The following is a 16,497-nucleotide window of genomic DNA, read 5'->3' as shown; positions in this document are numbered from 1 at the left end:
CGGCGCGCGGCGACAAACGGAAGCCCCCCGATCGGGTGATGACACCCGATCAGGGGGCTGTGACGTGCCCAGGTGGGTACAGGGGCGGGCGCCGCGTCAGGCGCCGAACGCCTTCGTCCCGCCCTTCACCGGCTTGGCGCCGGCCAGCAGATGGGCCGGGACCAGGTCGCGGGCCGGTTCGCTGTAGCCGACCGAGACGATCTTGTCGCCCTGGTAGGTGAAGCTGGTGAGGCTGGCGAGGGTGCACTGCCGCTTGCGCGGGTCGTGCCACAGCCGCCGCCGCTCGGCGAAGGAGCGGACCACCCAGATCGGGAGCTGGTGGCTGACGCACACCGCCTCGTGGCCGCGCGCCGCGTCCCTGGCCGCGTCGAGCGCGCCCATCATCCGTACGACCTGCTCGATGTACGGCTCGCCCCAGCTCGGCCGGAACGGGTTGGTGAGGTACTTCCAGTTCGCCGGCTTGCGCAGCGCCCCGTCGCCGACGCCGAAGGTCTTGCCCTCGAAGACGTTCGCGGCCTCGATCAGCCGCTCGTCGGTGGCGAGGTCGAGCCCGAGCACCTTGGCGATAGGGGTGGCCGTCTCCTGCGCCCGCTCCAGCGGCGAGGCCACCACATGCGTGATGTCGCGCCCGGCGAGGTGCCCGGCGACCCGGTCGGCCATCTCACGGCCCAGCTCGGACAGGTGGTAGCCGGCGCTGCGCCCGTAGAGCACCCCGCCGGGGTTGTGCACCTCGCCGTGCCGCATCAGGTGGACGACGGTCAGGTCGGAGCTGGTGGTGGTCATGCGTGGGCCTCCGCTGCGGCACGTGCGGCGGCGGGCAGCGCGGCGGCGATACGCTCCACGGCCCGCTCGTCGTGTGCGGTCGACACGAACCAGGACTCGAACGCGGACGGCGGCAGGTACACGCCCTGCGCCAGCATCGAGTGGAAGAAACCGGTGAAGCGGAACGCCTCCTGCCGCTTCGCGTCCTCGTAGTCACGGACCTCGTCGTCCGTGAAGAAGACGGAGAACATACTGCCCGCGGTCTGCACCCGGTGCGCGACGCCCTCCTTACTCAGCGCCTCCGTCACCAGGGACTGAATCTGCCGCGACACCGCGTCGGTGGTGGCGTACGCCGCCTCGTCCAGCAGCCGGAGCTGGGCGAGCCCGGCCGCGGTCGCCACCGGGTTACCGGACAGCGTGCCCGCCTGGTAGACCGGCCCGGCCGGGGCGAGCCGCCCCATGACATCGGCGCGACCGCCGAACGCCGCCGCCGGGAAGCCGCCGCCCATCACCTTGCCGAAGGTCATCAGATCGGGACGGACACCGTCGAGCCCGTACCAACCGGCCCTGCTCACCCGGAAACCGGTCATCACCTCGTCGGAGATGTACAGCGCGCCGTTGTCCTGGCAGAGCTGCTTGAGCCCGGCGTTGAAGCCTTCGCGGGGCGGAACGACGCCCATGTTGCCCGGCGACGCCTCGGTGATCACACAGGCGATCTCACCGGGGTGCAGGGCGAAGGCGGCGCGCACCGCCTCCAGGTCGTTGTACGGCAGCACGATGGTGTCGCCCGCCTGCGCGCCCGTCACCCCGGGGGTGTCCGGCAGCCCGAAAGTGGCAACGCCGGAACCCGCGGCGGCCAGCAGCGCGTCTACATGACCGTGGTAGCAGCCCGCGAACTTGACCACCTTCGCCCGCCCGGTGAACCCGCGCGCGAGCCGGATCGCCGACATCGTCGCCTCGGTGCCGGACGACACCAGCCGCACCTGCTCCACGGGTTCGACACGCGCGACGATCTCCTCACCGAGCGCGACCTCACCCTCACCCGGCGTCCCGAAGGACGTGCCGCGCACCACGGCCGCCTGCACGGCCGCGATCACCTCGGGGTGCGCGTGGCCCAGGATCATCGGGCCCCACGAGCACACGAGGTCGACGTACTCCCGCCCGTCGGCGTCGGTGAGATACGGCCCGGTGCCGGACACCATGAACCGCGGGGTGCCGCCCACGGCGCGGAACGCCCGCACCGGAGAGTTCACGCCGCCCGGCGTCACGGCCGCCGCTCGGTCGAAGAGTTCCTGGGACACTGGTGCTTCGTACGGATAGCTCACGGACACATGCTCTCAAACGCAGGGCGTTGCGCCGCAACGTCTCAACCCTGCATCTGAGACGATGATCGGGTTGCATGGTTGGGTCTGCGGATGGTCGGGTAGTGGAATGCAGCAGCGCGGTGGCGGACCGGGCGAAGGACCGGGCGAGCATGAGCCCGAACACGCCCGTCCGCGCGGCAGGCGGCGTCGGTCCGACGGCCGTGCCGACCGCACTGAACAGGGAACAGAGCGCCGATCGACCGCAGAAGGCAGGAGCAGGGGTGGCCGAGTGGGGGTGACCTACAAGTACTTCGGTGCACCCGACGGTGCCACGGCGGCACGCGTCCCGATCTCGATGCGCCCCGAGGAACTCGGCGGCGACGAACTCGGCCACGGCATGTACACCAAGGTCAAGCCGGAGACGATGGCCGCGATGGTCCTCACCGGCATCCAGGGCATACCGCCGGCCAAGGTGCCGCCGCTCGAACTCGTGGTGCTGCACCCCGACTACGCGGTGGTCCGGCTGCCCGCGTCCGTCGTCGAGCCGCTGCGTACCGCCAACGAGGAGTCGCTGGGCGCCGCCGCCTTCATCTGGTCCACGGTCCCCGACCGCCGCGGCCCGCGCGACGCGTTCGTGATCTACCGAATGCTGCACGAATGGCAGGACTTCGCCCGTCGGTGCGAGGAATCCGGCCATCAGCTCTACTGCCTGGTCTGGCCGTAGCGGCGATTCGCCCGTTTCGTCCGGCTCTGCACCCATCTCGTCTCTGGCGGATCACCGCCACGGCTCCAACACGCCACACCCCCCGAAACCGGCTTCCGGACCGGTGCGCCGACTGCCTGACGCCGAGTACCTAACGATGACTGATTCGGCGGGCGGGCGGCGTCCGTAGCGTCGTCCTCGACGGAAGCGACAGGGAATCCGCGAAGGACCCCGTCGGGGCACACGACGAAGGAGCCGACCATGACCGCGTACGCCATCGCCCATCTGCGCAGCGTCACCCCGCACCCCGAGATAGGGCTCTACCTGGACCGGGTCTCCGACACGCTGGACCCCTTCGGCGGCCGGTTCCTGGTGCACGGGACCGAGTTGGAGGTGGTGGAGGGGCAGTGGCCCGGGTTCGTCGTGGTGATCGCGTTCCCCGACGACGCGGCGGTACGGGCCTGGTACGCGTCCGAGGCGTACCAGGAGATCCTGCATCTGCGGACCGACCACATCGAGGGCGACGTGGTGTTCGCCCCCGGGGTGCCGGAGGGCTACCGGGCGAGTTCCGGCCATTAGCGCGCGGCCGGGCTCCGCTGCGGAGCCGCCAACTGACGTACGGCGGCGGCCGACCCGTGACATCTGTCATGGCCGAACGCGGATTTCCGGCTCTGCCGCGGGTACCCCCCGCCACGGGAAGCTCATGCCATGGCACTCACCGAGGCAGTCACCGCGAGCGACACCCGCAGCACCACCGCCACCGACGTCGACACCACCGCCGCCGACACCACCGGTGCTGCTGCTGCCGCTGCCGACAAGGACGCGAAGACCGTCTACCGGCCGGTCCCCGTCTGGTTCTTCGGCTTCGAGGGGCTGATGGGAGCCGGGTACGACGTGGCCAAGTCGTACTCCGGCGCCTGGATGTTCCTGGCGGCGGCGCTCGTGGTGAACATCGTGCTGGCCCGTACCGTCCTGCGCGGGCGGCTGAAGATGGCCAAGGCGATGCTGAAGGGCAAGCGGACCCGCAAGATCGCGCTGGGCCTGATCGCGCTGCGGATGGGCGTGCACATGGCGCTCGGCGCGGTGGGGGTGGCAGCCACCTCGGGCCCCGCACACCTCGCCTTCGCCGTCCTGATGTGCGGCAGCACGGTCGCGCTGCTCGCCTTCGACCAGCGGGTGATGCTGCGGGCGCTCAACGCCTGAGCGGGTCGGACCGCCGCGGAACGGGCCGCCTATGCTGCTGACGGGGGCGCCCCGTCCGGCGCGGCGGGGAGCCACCGCGACGCACCACCGCAGATCCGCAGAACCGAGAGGCAGCGCGACATGAGCACCCGTACCGCAGTGGTCACCGGCGCGAGCAGCGGCATCGGTGCCGCGACCGCCCGCAAGCTCGCCGAGGCCGGTTTCCATGTCGTGCTCACCGCCCGCCGCACCGACCGGCTGGACGCGCTGGCCAAGGAGCTGACCGCCGACGGCCGCAGCGTCGCCGTCCACGCCCTGGACGTCACCGACCGCGCCGCCGTCGACTCCTTCGCCGCCGGGCTCGACCGCTGCGACGTCCTGGTGAACAACGCGGGCGGCGCCGTGGGCAGCGACCCGGTGGCCACCGCCGACCCGGCCGACTGGCGGCTGATGTTCGAGGTCAACGTCCTGGGTGTGCTCAATGTCACGCAGGCGCTTCTCCCGGCCCTGGTCGCCTCGGGCGCCGGCACGGTCGTGGTGCTCTCCTCGACCGCGGGCCTCGCCACGTACGAGGGCGGCGGCGGATACGTGGCCGCCAAGCACGGCGCGCATGTGATCGCCGAGACGCTGCGGCTGGAACTCAACGGCAAGCCGGTGCGGGTGATCGAGATCGCCCCCGGCATGGTGAAGACCGACGAGTTCGCCCTGACCCGCTTCCGCGGTGACGCCGAGCGCGCCGCCGCCGTCTACGCGGGCGTCGCCGAACCGCTGACCGCCGACGACGTGGCCGACACCATCGCCTGGACGGTCGGCCGCCCCGCCCACGTCAACGTCGACCTTCTGGTGCTGCGCCCGCGCGCCCAGGCGTCGAACTACAAGGTCTATCGCGAGCAGACCCAGTGACATCGTGATGGCGGCTCGCATACTGTCCCGTGAACACGCCTACACGGGGGTATGCGAGTGATATCGGAGCTGGAACTCTCGGGAGAGCCCAACGGCACGGAGCCCGTCGACCTCGTCAGCGACGTCGACCGCGAGCCGGGAACCTTCCGCCCCGGGCGGACACCCTGGACCCTGGCGCTGGGCGCGGTCGTGCTGACCTCCGCGGTGTGGGGAGCGGGCCTGTACGCCTCCGGATTCTGGCAGCACTCCCACCCCGACCTGCACGGATACCAGGTGACGGACAACCCCTGCACGGGGTTCACCCTCAAACCGCTGACCGACACCGCGGGCGCCACCCGGGTCACCGAGGCGCCCGCGGAACTGCGCAACGGCCCCGCGCTGGACCAGGCCCGCTGCTCCCTCACCGCGGACGCGCCCCTGGAGAACGGCGGCACCGCGACCTTCTCCGCCGACCTGGCCGTCGATCTGCACCGCACGACCGACCCGCGGGCCGAGTTCGAGGACCAGCGCAAGCTGGAGGACCCGAGCCTGTCCCCCGCCGACAAGATCGAGTCCGTCCCCGACCTCGGCGACGAGGCGTATCTGGTGACCCGTAGCGACCGCGCCCAGGAGCTGAAGGTGCTGCACGGCGGCGCCGTCATCACCCTGAAGATCAGCGGCTACAGCCAGTGGACCGCCACCATCCAGGACCCGGTCACCAACGGCTCGCTGCCCCAGCCGCCCGAGATGGGGCAGTTCCAGCCCGCGCTGATCCAGTCGGTGCGCAATGTGATGGCGGCCCTGCGCGAGCCGGACGGCGTCAGCGCGCCCTGAGCGCGGACTCCCCGCTCAGACGGTGGTCGGCTCGCTGACGGGTCCCGCGGACGGCTGTCCCGGTACGCCCGCCTTCCCGCCGGCGACCTCGCCGTACTCACCGCTCTCGCCCGCCTCGCCGCTCTCGCCCGTCTCGTCGGCCAGCGACGTCTCGTCGAACGGCAGCTCGCCGGAGAGGACCTGCCGGGCCCGCTCGCGGTCGAACTCGCCGGTCCAGGTGCCGATCACCACGGTCGCCACCGCGTTCCCGGCGAAGTTGGTGACCGCCCGGGCCTCGCTCATGAAGCGGTCGATGCCGACGATCAGGCCGATGCCGTCGACGAGCGCGGGCTTGTGCGACTGCAGCCCGCTGGCCAGTACGGCCATGCCGGAGCCCGACACCCCCGCCGCGCCCTTGGAGGCGATCATCATGAACAGCAGCAGGGGGACCTGCTGGCCGAAGGAGAGCGGCTGGTCCAGGGCGTCGGCGATGAACAGCGAGGCCATGGTCAGGTAGATCATGGTGCCGTCGAGGTTGAAGGAGTAGCCGGTGGGCACCGTGATGCCGACCACCGGGCGGCTCACCCCGAGGTGTTCCATCTTGGCGATCAGCCGCGGCAGCGCGGACTCCGACGACGAGGTGGAGACGATCAGCAGGAACTCCCGCGCCAGGTACCGCAGCAGGTGGAAGAGGTTCACCCCGGTGAAGACCCGCAGCACCGGCCCGAGTACGACGACCACGAAGAGCAGGCAGGTCACGTAGAAGCCCAGCATGATCGCGGCCAGCGCCTTGAGCGCGTCGACTCCCGCGGAGCCGACGACCGCCGCGATGGCGCCGAACGCGCCGATCGGCGCCGCCCACATGATCATCGACAGCACCTTGAAGACCAGCTTCTGCAGATGCCCCACCCCGCGCAGCACCGGCGCCCCGACCGGCCCCATGGCCTGCAGCGCGAAGCCGACCAGCAGCGCCACCAGCAAGGTCTGCAGCACCTGGCCCTCGGTGAAGGCCGACACCAGGGTGGTCGGGATGATGCCCAGCACGAAGTCGACGCCCTCGGCGGGCGCGTTCGCCGCCTGCGCGTGGCCCGCGTGCTTGAGCGCGGTGGTCAGGTGCAGCCCGTCGCCCGGGTGCAGGATGTTGCCGACCAGCAGGCCGATGGCCAGCGCCACGAACGACATCGCGACGAAGTAGCCGAGCGCGAGCCCGCCGACCTTGCCGACCTTCGCGGCGTTGCGCACCGAACCGATGCCGAGCACCAGGGTGCAGAAGATGATCGGCGAGATCATCATCTTGATCAGGTTCACGAAGCCGGTGCCGACCGGCTTGAGCTGGACTGCGGCGTCCGGGGCGACCAGGCCGAGCACGGCGCCGGCCAGGGTCGCCACGAGCACGGCGAGGTACAGGTAGTGGGTGCGGTCTCTACGGCTCGGGGTGCCGGGAGTGGCTTCGGATGACACCTGGGTCTCCCTCGGTCTCGGTCCACGAGCGCCGTCCCGGGCGCTGGTGGTCGGTCGGGTCCCGGTGACTATGCGCTTCCGAAGTGAGGCAGGTCACGTTTGCGTTCATTGAGTTCGCGCCCGGTGTGCACACTGTTGGCATGCCGAACGTGCTGAGCATGATCAGGGAGCGCCGTATCGCACGGCGTGCCCTTCGCCGTGCCCCACGGCGTACGCCTCGCACGCGGCGCCCGCGCAGCCTGGCCGGTCAGCTCTTCGCGATGCAGGTCGTGATCGTGGCCGTGGTGGTCGCCGGGTGCGCGGTGCTCGCCTACGTCAACGACAGCGGCCAGGCCGACACCGCCGCCCGGCACCGGGTGGTGGCCGCCGCCACCGCGATCGCCGACGCCGACTCCGTGGTGGGCGCCGCCCGCTCCCCCGACCCCAGCGCCACCCTGGAGCCGTACGCGCTGCGGGTGCAGAAGGACGCCGGGGTCGACTTCGTCACGATCATGGACACCCACGGGATCCGCTGGACCCACCCCGACGAGGAACTGATAGGCCAGCACTTCCTCGGCCACATCGCGCCCGCGCTGCGCGGGCGGACCTTCACCGAGACCTACACCGGCACCCTCGGCGCGTCGGTGCGTGCGGTGACGCCGATAAGGGACGGCACGGCGATCGTCGGGCTGGTCAGCGTCGGCATCAAGGTCGACACCATCAGCCACCAGGTGCGCGACCAGCTCACCGTCCTGGTGGCGGTGGCCCTGGCGGCGCTGGCCCTCGGCGGCCTGGGCACGTACGTCGCCAACCGGCGGCTGCGCCGCCACACCCACGGCATGGCCGCCGACGAGCTGAGCCGGATGTACGACTACCACCAGGCGACGCTGCACGCGCTGCGCGAGGGCCTGGTGCTGCTGGACGCCGACCGCAGGGTGGTGCTCTGCAACGACGCCGCCCGCGAACTACTCGGCCTGGGCACCGGCGTGGTCGGCTCCTATGTGCACGAACTGGGCCTGCCCGTCTCGCTGACCGGCGCCCTGCTGGCCGCCGAGCCGCGGATCGACGAGGTGCATCTGACCGCCGAGCGGGTCGTGGTGGTCAACACCTCGCCGGTGCGCGGCGGCGACGCGCGCGGCACCGTGGTGACCCTGCGCGACCACACCGACCTCCAGGCGCTCACCGGCGAACTGGACTCCGTACGCGGCTTCGCCGAGGCGCTGCGCTCGCAGGCGCACGAGGCGTCCAACCGGCTGCACACCGTGGTCTCGCTGATCGAACTGGGCCGCGCCGACGACGCAGTGGACTTCGCCACCTCCGAACTGCGGCTCGCCCAGGCGCTCACCGACCAGGTGGTGGCGGCCGTCGGCGAGCCGGTGCTGGCCGCCCTGCTGCTCGGCAAGGCCGCCGAGGCCAGCGAGCGGGGCGTAGAGCTGACGGTGAGCGAGGACAGCAGGATCGACGACGGGGTGCTGCCCCCGACGCTGGTCGCCCGCGACCTGGTCACCGTGCTGGGCAACCTGATCGACAACGCGATCGACGCGGCCATCGAGGGCGCGGGGCAGGACGGCGGCCGCCCGTCGGTCACCGTGGTCGCCCGGGTCGAGGACGGCGAACTGCTGCTGCGGGTCAGCGACTCCGGGCGGGGCGTCGACCCGGCCACCATCGAGGAGGTCTTCCGCCGCGGCTGGACCACCAAGAGCGAGGGCCACGGCCTGGGCCTGGCCCTCGTCGAGCAGACGGCACGGCGGGCGGGCGGTACGGTCGGCCTCGACCGGGGCGCGGCGGGCGGCGCGGAGTTCACCGTACGGCTGCCGCTGCGGCCGACGCGGCCGACGCGGCCCTCGCGGCCTTCGCGGCAGGAGGCGCGCACATGATCAGGGTGCTGGTCGTCGAGGACGATCCGGTCGCGGCCGACGCGCACCGGATGTACGTGGAGCGGCTGCCCGGCTTCGAGGTCGCGGCCGTCGTCCACACCGGCGGCGCCGCCCTCCGGGCGCTCACACAGACCCCGGTGGACCTGGTGCTGCTCGACCTCAACCTGCCGGACGGCCACGGCCTGCACCTGGTACGGAAGATGCGCGCCGCGGGCCACACCGCGGACGTGGTGGCGGTCACCTCGGCCCGCGACCTCGGCGTCGTACGGCAGGCGGTGTCGGTCGGGGTGGTGCAGTACCTGCTGAAGCCGTTCACCTTCCCGTCGCTGCGGGACCGGCTGGAGCGCTGGGAGCGGTACCGCAGCGAGCTGGCCGGGGGCGGCGAGGCCGCGGGTCAGGAGGAGGTCGACCGCGCGCTGGCCGCGCTGCGGACCCCGCAGGCCGCCGTCCTGCCCAAGGGCCTGAGCGGCCCGACCCTGGAAGCGGTGACGGCAGCGCTGCGGCAGGCGTCCGACGACGGCCTGTCCGCGAACGCGGCCGCCCAAGCCGCGGGTGTCTCCCGGATCACCGCCCGCCGCTATCTGGAGCACCTGGTCGACTCGGGGCGCGCGGTCCGCACGCCGCAGTACGGGCAGGTCGGGCGCCCGGAACTCTGCTACCGGTGGGCGGGGTCGGGGGCCGGATCCGGTTCCGCTTCCGGAAAGCCGTGAGCCGGAGTCCGGCAGTCAGCGCGGGGCACCGCGGTCGTCGATGACGTCGATGTCGCCGTGGTCGTCGTCCAGATCGATTCGGACCGTCAGCAGGCGCGTGCCGACCATCCGTACGACGGCGCTGTTCATCGTGGGCAGGCTCCTGAGCCTTTCCCGCGGGTCGTCGTCATCGACGAGCGTGGCTTTCCCGGTGTGCCAGCGGCCCTTGACCTGGACCCTTACGTTCGGGTTCGCCTCGATGTTCCGCACGTACTGGGAATGGCGGCCGAATTCACTGACCAACCAGAATGTCGAGCCGTCCGCCCGGCCGCCCACCGGAGTACGCCGCGGCAGTCCGGAATTCCGCCCCACCGTTTCGATGACGGCCGAACCAGGAATGAAGCGGGAGAATCTGCGGGCCAGCGGATTCACCAGATTCCGCTGGTACCAGATCACGAACGGCCGTTCCACTTACGCCCTCTCGCCCGCGAAGGTCTTCGCCGCGTGGCCCAGCAGATAACGCACGATCACCCAGTGGACGGGCATGACCCCCGGCCACACGAACCTGGCCGCCCGGCGGTCGTACTCGACGAAGGTGGACAGCGCGAAGGAGGACGTCCTCGGGCGCAGCACGAGGTGTGCGCGCAGGCCCACGGCCCACACCACCTCCAGCCGGATCCAGTCCTTCTCGGCCTGCCCGATCGTCCAGCCCGCCACATGGCCGGGCGAGCCGGCCGGCCCGAGCTTGGCGCCGAACGACAGCCAGCCGAGCCGGGTGATCATCCGCACCGGCGCGGGCGCGGCCTCGAACACCCGCCGCGCCCACTGCTCGGCGCTCTCCGCGTCCGCCCCCGGGGCGCCGATGGCGAACGTGTCCTGGTAGTCGGGGCGTTTCAGCGGCGATCGTAATCGGGCCTCGTCGGGCACCGCGATCCGTTTCGCGGACCGCCCGGCACTCAGCTCGGTATTCGTCACGCAACGCTCCCTCGTAGACGTTGTAGACGTGTGTTACCGAAAAGAACTCCGCCCACGCTATGTCCGCTAAGAGACACACGTCAAGTAGTGTCTTGAGCCATGGGTACGGGTACGAGTCCACGCCGTCGGCTGATGCCGGACGACCGGCGCCGTGAGTTGCGTGAAGCCGGAGCACGGTTGTTTGCCACCAGGCCCTATGACGCTGTCCTGATGGAAGACGTGGCGGAACGGGCGGGTGTATCGCGCGCCAATTTGTACCGCTACTTCCCGAGCAAACGCGATTTGTTCGCCGCCATCTATCGGGACGCGGCCGAGGGACTGCTCACGGCCACGAAAGTCGACCCTTCCGCCCCGATGGCGGACCAGGTATTGGCCTGTCTCGACGCCCACATCGACTACTTCGTGGCGAACCGGCAGACCGTGCTCTCCGCGAATCGTGTCCTGGCGGGCGACCCGATGATCCAGGCGATCATCTCCGACGAACTCGGCGAACTGCGCCGCCGCATGCTCGACGCCTACGACTTCGGCGGCCTGGACCGCGACGTCGCCTCCGCCGCCCTCTACGCCTGGCTCGTCTTCGTCCGCGCCCTGTGCGTCGAATGGCTCAGCCACGCCACCTTCTCCCGCCAGGCCCTCCGTGACGTCTGCCTCGGCGCCCTGCTGGGCGCCCTCAACTCCGCCACGGACAACCCGCGGGACGATCTCCCCCGGTAGTCCGCGGTAGCCCCAGGTAGCCCCGGTCAGCCCGCGGCAGCCCGCGGGGATCGCCTCCTCAGTCGGCTTCCTGCTCCGCCGCCCGCAGCCCCGCCGTCCACTTCTCCTCGATGTCGCCGAAGCGCCACACCGCGAAGGCGACCGCCCAGGTGACGAAGAAGAGGCCGACGATGACGTAGCCGACGATGTTGAGGTCGAGACCGCCGATCCAGTCCCAGAAGGCGCCGTGGAGGTGGGCCTTGTCGCCGATGAGGCCGAGGAGTTCGACGGTGCCGATGATGAGGGCGACGGCCACCGACAGGCCGGTGATGGTGAGGTTGTAGTAGACCTTGCGGACCGGCTTGGAGAAGGCCCACTCGTAGGCGAAGTTCATGAACGAGCCGTCGATGGTGTCCAGCAGGCACATCCCCGCCGCGAACAGCACCGGCAGGCACAGGATCGCGTACCAGGGCAGGCCAGAGGCGGCGCCGGAGCCGGCCATCACCAGCAGCGCGATCTCGGTGGCGGTGTCGAAGCCGAGGCCGAAGAGCAGACCGATGGGGTACATCTGCCACGGCTTGGTGACGGACCTCATCAGACGGCCGAGGATGCGGTTCATGAACCCGCGGCTGTTGAGCTGCTCCTCCAGCGCGGCCTCGTCGAAGTGGCCGTCGCGCATCTGCCGGAAGACCTTCCAGATCCCGGCCAGGATCACGATGTTGATGAACGCGATGACGTAGAGGAACGTCCCCGAGACGGTGGTGCCGATCCAGCCGGTGACGCTGTGCAGCCCGGAACCGTCGTCCTCGACCGGGCCGGCCAGCGACCTGACGCCGAGCGAGAGCAGGAACGCCAGCCCGAACACGATGCTGGAGTGCCCGAGCGAGAACCAGAACCCGACCGACAGCGGCCGCTTGCCCTCGTGCATCAGCTTGCGCGTCGTGTTGTCGATCGCCGCGATGTGATCGGCGTCGAACGCGTGCCGCATCCCCAGCGTGTACGCCGTCACCCCGATCCCCACCCCGAAGGACTTCGTCCCCAGGCTGTAGTGCTCGGGCGCGACGATCGCCACCAGCGTGAACCACCCGATCACATGCAGCGCCACGATGAACGCCACCATCCCGCCCATCCGACCCCATTCGGCCCGGGTCATGGCGCCAGAAATCCGGCGCCAACGGGACCCGGCCGTGGCCGGGGCGGGAGCGGTGGTGGTCATGGATCAGTCCGTCCTTCGTCGTCGGCCCGAAGGACAAGCTAGACGCGCACGGCTTCTAGTTGCAACTCATACGCAATAAGGCCCCGGGGGCGGAGCCTGGCGAGTGCGGGGTCCTCACCGTTTGATGCGGCTCCGGAGGGCGAGGGCTGCGAGGCCGAGGAGGACGGGTTCGGTCAGGCGAGAGGCCATTTCCGTATAGGTGCCGGTCGTGGTGAGGTCCTGGCCGGAGGAACGGAAGATCACGCTGTTGACAACGACGCGCAGGCTCTTCTCGAAGCGCTCGCTCGTCAGGCGCCTCGTCAACGGACCCTGGGGGTTGGCAGGGGCCGGATCGTCGGTGGTCAAGGTGATGCGATGGCCGATGACAGTGCCGGTGCTGAGGGCGGGCGTGCCCTGTCGGGGCAGCCCCCACAGCATCATCACGAGCATGGTCACCGCGACGGCGGCCAGCAGCCAGCCCAAGGCGCGAGCGGCTCGCAGCCCGTAGCCGGAGAGAGCCCAGTACGCGGTCAGCAGTCCGCGCTCGGCCTTGCCGGCGCCGGAGTCAGCGCGGCGCATCTCCATCTCGCCGTAGTAGAAGTCCGCGGCGCCCGGCTCGTAGCTGGAATCCTCGTACGCCTTGCGCAGGGCGCGGTAAACGGCCGCCAACGTGGAGGGTTGCACCACTTCGGCCGATGGTGGAGCGGCCAGCCATCCCGGGTTGGCACCGGGCCCCGTAGCGCGCCAGTGCTGCTCTTCCGCGAGGGTTCTGCGGCGGGCGTGACGCAACGGCAGCAATCGGCCCCGCTGGTGGATGCCACTCGGCGCGGGGGCGAAGACACAGTCGCCCTCCAGACGCAGTTGGTCCAAGTGGATGGTGCCCGCGAACAGACAGGCGCTCAGGTCCATATCGGTGAGAACCACGTGGGCGGCGTCCACGCCTCGCAACGAGAGCACACGAGCGCGCTCCGGCACCCCGGCCAGGACGCTCTCATCGACCGCTGTGGCCGAGTCGGTGACGAAGGGGCGCTGCGTGCCGACGATCACCAGCGGGTACTCGCACACCGCGTCGGTGAGATCGGCTTCGGCGTAGCGCAGCGAAACCGTCGCCTTCTGTTCCCACCGTGTGCGCTGGAACTCAACCCTTCTCGCTGCCACCACGACACTGATCGGCGAGGTGAACGACGCGCCGGACAGATCCACCGTCCCCTCGCACACCAGGGGCCCCAGCAACGGTTCCTTCTTGAACGTCGCCGATCGAAAATCGACGGTCCCTCTGAAGGAGGCCGAGCCGAACGAGGCGTCCCCCGCGAAAACAGCTGATACGAAACCGGCGGTTCCCCTGAAGGCGGCCGAGTAGAACCGTGCCTCCCCGGCGAAGACGGCGGAGGCGAACATCGCGTCCCGGTTGAAGGTGGTCCGCCGAAACCCGGCCCGCCCGTTGAACGTGGCCGAGACGAACACGGCGTCCCCGTTGAAGTCCGCCGAGACGAACCAGGCATCCGTAGTGAAGGTGGCCGAGTCGAACATGGCGGGCTCGTCGAAAGTGGCCAACTCGAACACGGCGTCCCCGCCGAAGGTGGCCGAGTAGAACCAGGCAGTTCCGGCAAACACCGCCGACATGAACTCCGAGGTCCCGCTGAAGTTCGCCCGGTCGAACACCACATCCCCGGCAAAGGTGACGGACTCAAACACCGCGCCTCGCGTGAAGTCGGCCGATCCGAATCCGGCGTCCCTTCGAAATTCAGCTCCCCTGAACCAGGCATCCCCGCCGAAGGTGACCGCTCCGAAACCGGCGGTCCCGCCGAAGAAAGCCGATCGGAACCACGCGTCCCCAGCGAAGGTGGTGGATCCGAACGCGGCGTCCCCGGTGAAGACGGCCAAGTGGAATCTGGCTGTGCCTATCTTCGGCGCCCCGGTAGCCGGGTCGGTGACCCGGGCGAGTATCCGACCTAGAAGTCCTTCGCTGATGGTCGTCCCCCGTAAGTCCAGATCGCTACCGGGCGACAGGGAAGCCAGAAACGCGTCTTGCTCCGCGGCGTCGGCATGGGCGAGACACCGGCCGGAGCCGGTGACGTTGAGCCCGCCGCAATCGTGGAAGGAATCAGTCGTACCCGCACCGTCTCCGCAGTGGGCCCACGAACGGGGCGCAGCAGTAGCCATGCCCCGGTGTTAGCCCATCGCCGGACCGCTCGGCGACGTCTCTCCCGCTTCGTTACGCATCGGCGGCCTGCTGCGACACACGCTGAGTCAGCCCCGGCGGAGGGAACGTGCCAGCTCCGAGACGTGTTGCGCCTGGGCGGCGGACAGTTGCCGCGCCGCCCACAGGAACTCTGCCGCGTCCACGGCCTCCGGGGAGGGAGGGGCCGGCCTCCCGCGCAGAGCGACGCCTGTCAACGTGGCCAGTTCACGGGCGTCGATTCCGAGAAGGGCAGCGAAGTCCGTCACCAGGCGCGGAGACAGCGCCTTGCGACCGGAACCGATCACCCCGTAAGTGGCCGCCGACAGGTACGTGGGCGTCACGAAGGCAAGCGTCCTTGCCATGCCCGTCCAGTTCAAGTTGCGGTACTGGAGCATGCGGATGACCCAAGCACCCGGACCGCCGGTGAGAGGCATGAGGGACTTCGGGGAGAAGCGGGAACACCGTTCCTCTTGCGGCATCGAGCGGATCATCTGGAGAAGTTCACGGCGTCCTGCTGCGGGGAGGCGCACCGCATCCGTCACGGCACTCGCTATCGACTGCGCGGCGGTGGCATCCAGCGGCGCCATGTCCTCCGGGACCGCCAGCCCTGCGAGGATGAACAGATCGACGGCGCGGAAATTCAACGCCGGTGCCAGCCGCCGGAGCAGTCCCTCGCCCGGGTTGTTCCCCGCAAGAACGGCGTGGACCTCGCCTGCCGCCAGCCCCGCGCGGTCGGCCAGCTCCTGGGCGCCAATTTCCCTGTGGCCCAGCAACCGCGCCAGCGGCACGCTGAAACCCGGATGCTCCATCATGGCCGAAGCCTAGCCAGGGCCCATTTCGATAGCCTGCGCCGGTGGCTGACACTTCGTTGCGGTTCCTGATCGACGCGGATCACGGGCAGTTCTACGTCCAGGACCTCGTCCCCTACGACGAGTGGATGGTCGAAGCACAGATCGACGGGGCCGGATAAGCCATCCTGCCCCAAGGGATGCGGAACTCGTAGTCCCTATCGAAGACCTTGCCCAAGGCATTTCGTGGGCTACGAGCGACCGCTCAGGTGTCGATATTCCACTCAGCAGGTAGGTCCGCGTCGCAGTAGACACAGACGAAGTGCGCCTCCCGCACGATGTTGTGCTCTTGGCAGACGGGACAGCGCCGGAAGACCACCTCGTGGGTGAAGGCACCGGGGTGCCTCAGCCCGATCTGGTCCAGGGACTCGGCCACCGCCGACCATGAGGTGACGTCGGGGCAGTAGCCGGTCGACTGGTTGCTGACCTCGTCAACCACCCACTCCGCCGCGTTGCGTACGAAGGCGATCTCACCGGCGCTCGCCACGACGTCTCCACCCGCGCACGCGACGTGCTCGCTCCGGCGCGGAGACAACCGCAGGATGCCGTCCGCGCCGATGACGAAGGTGAACGGTTCCGCCAGTTCCTCCGACGTCCGCCCTGCCGCCCATTCGGCAAGGTCTTCAGGCGTCCGAATGCCTGCGCCTTCGCGTCCGGGGCGGACGGCGGCCTTCACATCAGCAGGTCCGATGTAGCGGTAGTGCCGTCCCGGAGCTGTCATCTCGCCGGCCCTCCAATCCGCTGCCGGACCCAGAGCCCCCGCTCAGCGCTTCAGCGCCCGGTACCGCTTGAGCAAGGCGGTGAGTCGCTGCGGGTCGGCCGTGGTGTTCAGTTCGGTGAGGAGGTCGTCGGGGCACAGCTCGTAGTGGTCGCCCCACCAGCGGCGGCCCGTGGTGTCCCAGATGCGGTAGCCGCCTGGGACGCCACGGGCGACGTAGCGGCGTCTGCTCAT

18 protein-coding genes are annotated in these 16,497 nt (G+C 70.1%); 8 read left to right on the top strand and 10 right to left on the bottom strand.

What is annotated here, in order from left to right; all coding sequences use genetic code 11:
* Positions 1-96 precede the first annotated feature (96 nt).
* On the bottom strand, positions 97-783 hold the full coding sequence (locus AB0M29_RS35745; protein WP_365390604.1) for a histidine phosphatase family protein: 687 nt from the start codon (positions 781-783) through the stop codon (positions 97-99).
* Positions 780-2,087 carry a glutamate-1-semialdehyde 2,1-aminomutase gene (hemL, locus tag AB0M29_RS35740; protein ID WP_365390603.1) on the bottom strand — a complete coding sequence of 436 codons (1,308 nt, stop codon included), beginning with the start codon at positions 2,085-2,087 and terminating at the stop codon, positions 780-782. The genes AB0M29_RS35745 and hemL overlap by 4 nt, the downstream gene beginning before the upstream one ends.
* Positions 2,088-2,193: 106 nt before the next feature.
* Here hemL and AB0M29_RS35735 point away from each other — a divergent pair, with 106 nt between their 5' ends.
* The 5 genes from AB0M29_RS35735 (at position 2,194) to AB0M29_RS35715 (ending at position 5,667) form a co-directional block, all read left to right on the top strand.
* Entirely contained in the window at positions 2,194-2,790 is a 597-nt protein-coding gene (locus AB0M29_RS35735; RefSeq protein WP_365390602.1) for a hypothetical protein, read from the top strand.
* Positions 2,791-3,030: 240 nt separating this feature from the next.
* Positions 3,031-3,348 (top strand): DUF1330 domain-containing protein, encoded by a 318-nt coding sequence (locus tag AB0M29_RS35730; protein ID WP_365390600.1) that lies wholly within the window; start codon positions 3,031-3,033, stop codon positions 3,346-3,348.
* A gap of 129 nt (positions 3,349-3,477) precedes the next feature.
* On the top strand, positions 3,478-3,972 hold the full coding sequence (locus AB0M29_RS35725; protein WP_365390599.1) for a hypothetical protein: 495 nt from the start codon (positions 3,478-3,480) through the stop codon (positions 3,970-3,972).
* A 120-nt stretch (positions 3,973-4,092) separates the two neighbouring features.
* Positions 4,093-4,854 carry an SDR family oxidoreductase gene (locus AB0M29_RS35720; protein ID WP_365390597.1) on the top strand — a complete coding sequence of 254 codons (762 nt, stop codon included), beginning with the start codon at positions 4,093-4,095 and terminating at the stop codon, positions 4,852-4,854.
* A 51-nt stretch (positions 4,855-4,905) separates the two neighbouring features.
* Complete coding sequence (locus AB0M29_RS35715; protein ID WP_365390595.1) at positions 4,906-5,667, top strand: hypothetical protein; 762 nt, start codon at positions 4,906-4,908, stop codon at positions 5,665-5,667.
* A 15-nt stretch (positions 5,668-5,682) separates the two neighbouring features.
* On the opposite strand, the gene AB0M29_RS35710 is transcribed toward AB0M29_RS35715, so the two are convergent.
* A complete protein-coding gene (locus AB0M29_RS35710) occupies positions 5,683-7,107 on the bottom strand; it encodes a cation:dicarboxylase symporter family transporter (RefSeq protein ID WP_365390593.1) in 1,425 nt (474 codons plus the stop codon).
* A 158-nt stretch (positions 7,108-7,265) separates the two neighbouring features.
* Between AB0M29_RS35710 and AB0M29_RS35705 the strand changes: the two genes are divergently transcribed.
* Together AB0M29_RS35705 and AB0M29_RS35700 are read left to right on the top strand one after the other, a co-directional pair.
* Positions 7,266-8,963, top strand: a complete 1,698-nt coding sequence (locus tag AB0M29_RS35705; RefSeq protein ID WP_365390622.1) for a sensor histidine kinase — start codon at positions 7,266-7,268, stop codon at positions 8,961-8,963.
* Positions 8,960-9,673, top strand: coding sequence for a response regulator (locus AB0M29_RS35700; RefSeq protein WP_365390591.1), 714 nt, complete (start codon positions 8,960-8,962; stop codon positions 9,671-9,673). Before AB0M29_RS35705 ends, AB0M29_RS35700 begins: the two co-directional genes overlap by 4 nt.
* 15 nt (positions 9,674-9,688) lie before the next feature.
* On the opposite strand, the gene AB0M29_RS35695 is transcribed toward AB0M29_RS35700, so the two are convergent.
* Positions 9,689-10,108, bottom strand: coding sequence for a nitroreductase/quinone reductase family protein (locus AB0M29_RS35695; RefSeq protein ID WP_365390589.1), 420 nt, complete (start codon positions 10,106-10,108; stop codon positions 9,689-9,691).
* 15 nt (positions 10,109-10,123) lie between these two features.
* Entirely contained in the window at positions 10,124-10,627 is a 504-nt protein-coding gene (locus AB0M29_RS35690) for a hypothetical protein (RefSeq protein ID WP_365390588.1), read from the bottom strand.
* 99 nt (positions 10,628-10,726) lie between these two features.
* On the opposite strand from AB0M29_RS35690, the gene AB0M29_RS35685 reads away from it, so the two are divergent.
* Entirely contained in the window at positions 10,727-11,341 is a 615-nt protein-coding gene (locus AB0M29_RS35685) for a helix-turn-helix domain-containing protein (protein ID WP_365390586.1), read from the top strand.
* A gap of 58 nt (positions 11,342-11,399) precedes the next feature.
* On the opposite strand, the gene AB0M29_RS35680 is transcribed toward AB0M29_RS35685, so the two are convergent.
* The 5 genes from AB0M29_RS35680 to AB0M29_RS35660 all read right to left on the bottom strand — a co-directional run bounded on the left by AB0M29_RS35680 (position 11,400) and on the right by AB0M29_RS35660 (position 16,497).
* On the bottom strand, positions 11,400-12,473 hold the full coding sequence (locus AB0M29_RS35680; RefSeq protein WP_365390621.1) for a HoxN/HupN/NixA family nickel/cobalt transporter: 1,074 nt from the start codon (positions 12,471-12,473) through the stop codon (positions 11,400-11,402).
* A gap of 177 nt (positions 12,474-12,650) precedes the next feature.
* Complete coding sequence (locus AB0M29_RS35675; RefSeq protein WP_365390584.1) at positions 12,651-14,399, bottom strand: pentapeptide repeat-containing protein; 1,749 nt, start codon at positions 14,397-14,399, stop codon at positions 12,651-12,653.
* A gap of 366 nt (positions 14,400-14,765) precedes the next feature.
* Positions 14,766-15,509, bottom strand: coding sequence for a hypothetical protein (locus tag AB0M29_RS35670; protein ID WP_365390583.1), 744 nt, complete (start codon positions 15,507-15,509; stop codon positions 14,766-14,768).
* A gap of 241 nt (positions 15,510-15,750) precedes the next feature.
* Positions 15,751-16,266 (bottom strand): hypothetical protein, encoded by a 516-nt coding sequence (locus tag AB0M29_RS35665; RefSeq protein WP_365390581.1) that lies wholly within the window; start codon positions 16,264-16,266, stop codon positions 15,751-15,753.
* A gap of 42 nt (positions 16,267-16,308) precedes the next feature.
* Positions 16,309-16,497: a hypothetical protein gene (locus AB0M29_RS35660; RefSeq protein ID WP_365390578.1), complete on the bottom strand. Its 189-nt coding sequence runs from the start codon at positions 16,495-16,497 to the stop codon at positions 16,309-16,311.

The sequence above is a fragment of the Streptomyces sp. NPDC051976 genome, from assembly GCF_040680795.1.
Lineage (GTDB): Bacteria > Actinomycetota > Actinomycetes > Streptomycetales > Streptomycetaceae > Actinacidiphila.
The sequence above is the reverse complement of the archived record's forward strand: the minus strand, read 5'-3'. Positions and strand labels throughout refer to the sequence as shown.

Bases quoted from the DNA above. Each gene is read 5' to 3' on its own strand.
- AB0M29_RS35745 (WP_365390604.1), bottom strand. From the start codon at position 783: ATGACCACCACCAGCTCCGACCTGACCGTCGTCCACCTGATGCGGCAC.
- AB0M29_RS35735 (WP_365390602.1), top strand. From the start codon at position 2,194: ATGCAGCAGCGCGGTGGCGGACCGGGCGAAGGACCGGGCGAGCATGAG.
- AB0M29_RS35730 (WP_365390600.1), top strand. From the start codon at position 3,031: ATGACCGCGTACGCCATCGCCCATCTGCGCAGCGTCACCCCGCACCCC.
- AB0M29_RS35725 (WP_365390599.1), top strand. From the start codon at position 3,478: ATGGCACTCACCGAGGCAGTCACCGCGAGCGACACCCGCAGCACCACC.
- AB0M29_RS35720 (WP_365390597.1), top strand. From the start codon at position 4,093: ATGAGCACCCGTACCGCAGTGGTCACCGGCGCGAGCAGCGGCATCGGT.
- AB0M29_RS35715 (WP_365390595.1), top strand. From the start codon at position 4,906: ATGCGAGTGATATCGGAGCTGGAACTCTCGGGAGAGCCCAACGGCACG.
- AB0M29_RS35705 (WP_365390622.1), top strand. From the start codon at position 7,266: ATGATCAGGGAGCGCCGTATCGCACGGCGTGCCCTTCGCCGTGCCCCA.
- AB0M29_RS35700 (WP_365390591.1), top strand. From the start codon at position 8,960: ATGATCAGGGTGCTGGTCGTCGAGGACGATCCGGTCGCGGCCGACGCG.
- AB0M29_RS35685 (WP_365390586.1), top strand. From the start codon at position 10,727: ATGGGTACGGGTACGAGTCCACGCCGTCGGCTGATGCCGGACGACCGG.
- AB0M29_RS35680 (WP_365390621.1), bottom strand. From the start codon at position 12,473: ATGACCCGGGCCGAATGGGGTCGGATGGGCGGGATGGTGGCGTTCATC.
- AB0M29_RS35670 (WP_365390583.1), bottom strand. From the start codon at position 15,509: ATGATGGAGCATCCGGGTTTCAGCGTGCCGCTGGCGCGGTTGCTGGGC.
- AB0M29_RS35665 (WP_365390581.1), bottom strand. From the start codon at position 16,266: ATGACAGCTCCGGGACGGCACTACCGCTACATCGGACCTGCTGATGTG.
- AB0M29_RS35660 (WP_365390578.1), bottom strand. From the start codon at position 16,497: ATGAGCAGACGCCGCTACGTCGCCCGTGGCGTCCCAGGCGGCTACCGC.